At 39.0% G+C, this 2,219-nt stretch carries 2 protein-coding genes; both read right to left on the minus strand.

From position 1 onward, the window contains the following. Nucleotides 1–38: 38 nt before the first annotated feature. On the minus strand, nt 39–743 hold the full coding sequence (locus tag GCCT14_RS04500; RefSeq protein WP_108624401.1) for a class I SAM-dependent methyltransferase: 705 nt from the start codon (nt 741–743) through the stop codon (nt 39–41). Next, on the minus strand, nt 743–2,219 hold a 1,477-nt coding region (locus tag GCCT14_RS04505; RefSeq protein ID WP_204592955.1), incomplete at its 5' end, for a magnesium transporter. The genes GCCT14_RS04505 and GCCT14_RS04500, both read right to left, overlap by 1 nt.

Raw genomic sequence — 2,219 nt, forward strand, 5'->3', positions numbered from 1 at the left:
CTTTGCATTTTGATACGATTAACACAATCTAGTTATCGTCATGGGCTTATGCTTGACTCTTGCCGAAATCTTTCTCGGCATCTTTGAAAGTATACTACAGTCTGGCCCCATCCAAAATCTTGTTTGATCTCTTTTTCAATTGAAAAACTAGGGATAAACTCAACAAGCGATTGCCCCACAGTTATAATCAATGGTCTGTGTGAAAGTCTAGTCAACCATACTGCTAAATCTAAAAACAATTCATCATCTGATATAGATGCGTAAAAGTAGATTACTGTAGCTTGTTCCAATGGTGCTGAGCAAATGTCTTCAACAAGAAATCTTGCCTGTTTGATTCGTAATATGCGAACTAGAAAATTTGCTCTACTAATAAAAAAAGGAACGCTATCAATTCCTATTACTCTGCAACCTATTCTAGATAAAGACCAAAATAAAAGCCGGCCTCTTCCACATCCTAGATCTAAAAGTACATCCTCGACTCCTATACAAGCTTCACTACAAATTATTTTCCAAGTACTTAGAGGAGTTTCCCCATAGGGGACATTTGCAAGATAGTCTTGCCCCTTTTCTTTCTCCCAGAAAAGACGACATATTCGATAAGGGCTAGAAAATAAGTATAGAAAAAATAGGACAAAATCCTTTTGTGCAAAAGAAGGACAACAAAGATATTCTCTGACAGTCCAAAAAAAATAGTATATCTGAAATATTTTGAATCGCAGGATAATTCTCAAGCCTTCTAGCATCAGACACCAAAGAATAAGCTGGCCATTTGCTGAGCGAATAAGAAATACATAGCAGTAGAAGTCACATCATTAATAGCAGTTACTATTGGACCAGATGCTACAGCTGGATCAACTCCAACCTTCTCAAAAAAAAGAGGGAAAAGGACCCCAAGAGTAGTAGCGAAAAGGCATGCCCCGCTTAATCCTATACCTACGACCAAACCTAATTCCCATGGATAGATCTCAACAGCTCCGTACACGCAAAATAGTTTTTGCAAGAACATAATCAAACACCCAGCACAAAAACCAAAAAGTAAACCTGCAGAGGCTCCAATTGCAATTTCGCGAAAAATAACAGGCAAAGTAGATCTTTCTGGGACCAACCCAGCAGCGATACCACGAACAAGAACTGTGCTACATTGTAATCCAACATTTCCAGACATGCCATTTATCATAGGTACAAAATGGAGAAGGATTCGATATTTCGCTGGGAATCTAGAAAGATTTCCAGCATTTAATAACCCTGCACAAAGAGTGATAATCAACCAAGGAGCGCGAGAAAAAACTCCCTGTAAAAGTGGTGTCTCACCTTCTATCTCTTTTTCTGTCCCAGAAATGTATGCGATGGTTTTATCAGCCTTTTCTTCGATCGAGTCTAGAACATCTTCATACGTAATCACTCCCAAAAGAATACCATTACTATCGACTACTGGCACATCTGTGTCTTTGTACCTGTCAAAAATTTCAATCACTTCCTCTATGGGAGAATCTGGAGTAACTAGCTGCGAAATAGATCTCATTACCCTTTTTAAAGGTACATTTACTGGATAAATCAAAAGGGCCCTAGATGGAACACATCCACAAATAGCTCCTATTTTATTCAAAATAAAAACACGCAACAAAAAATCGATCTCTGGATGTTCACGTATGAATGCAGCAGCATCTCCTATAGTCCAATCTGCTTGAAAGGCAAAAAACTCCCTTGACATAAGACGTCCGACCGTTCCTGGAACATATCCTCGTTGTGCCACAATCTTCGCAGATTTTTTAGGATCTAAAAGAGCCATAATTCGGCGTTCTCTTCCGTAGGACAAAGCTACAATCACGAGAAGAGCCTCATCTACAGGAAGATGCATGATAATTTCAGCTATCTCTTCATCACACAATGTAGATGCAACCACCTTTTTCGTAGATTTGCCAGCACTAGCAAAAAACTTAACTCTACGTGCAAAAGTCTGAAGAGCTTCATAAATGTAGATTCGTTGTTCCGCCATGCAGCTCTGCGAAACATGTGCTAAATCCTCTGGTGAAGATTCAGAACAAAGAGCAAGTAATTCGTCCCAAAAATGTTTTTGAGAATAAAGGCTAAAAATATGAGACAACTTTCCATACAAAAGACTGTCTCGAACCGCGTAACGTTTCGGTACAAAGTACTTATGATCTGATACTACCTCCGAATTAGATTCTTTCAAGACCAATCCTCCTGAGCTTGATGCT

Source organism: Candidatus Similichlamydia epinepheli (assembly GCF_003056015.1).

Coding starts and splice junctions, on each gene's coding strand:
- GCCT14_RS04500 (WP_108624401.1), bottom strand. CDS start 743: ATGCTAGAAGGCTTGAGAATTATCCTGCGATTCAAAATATTTCAGATA.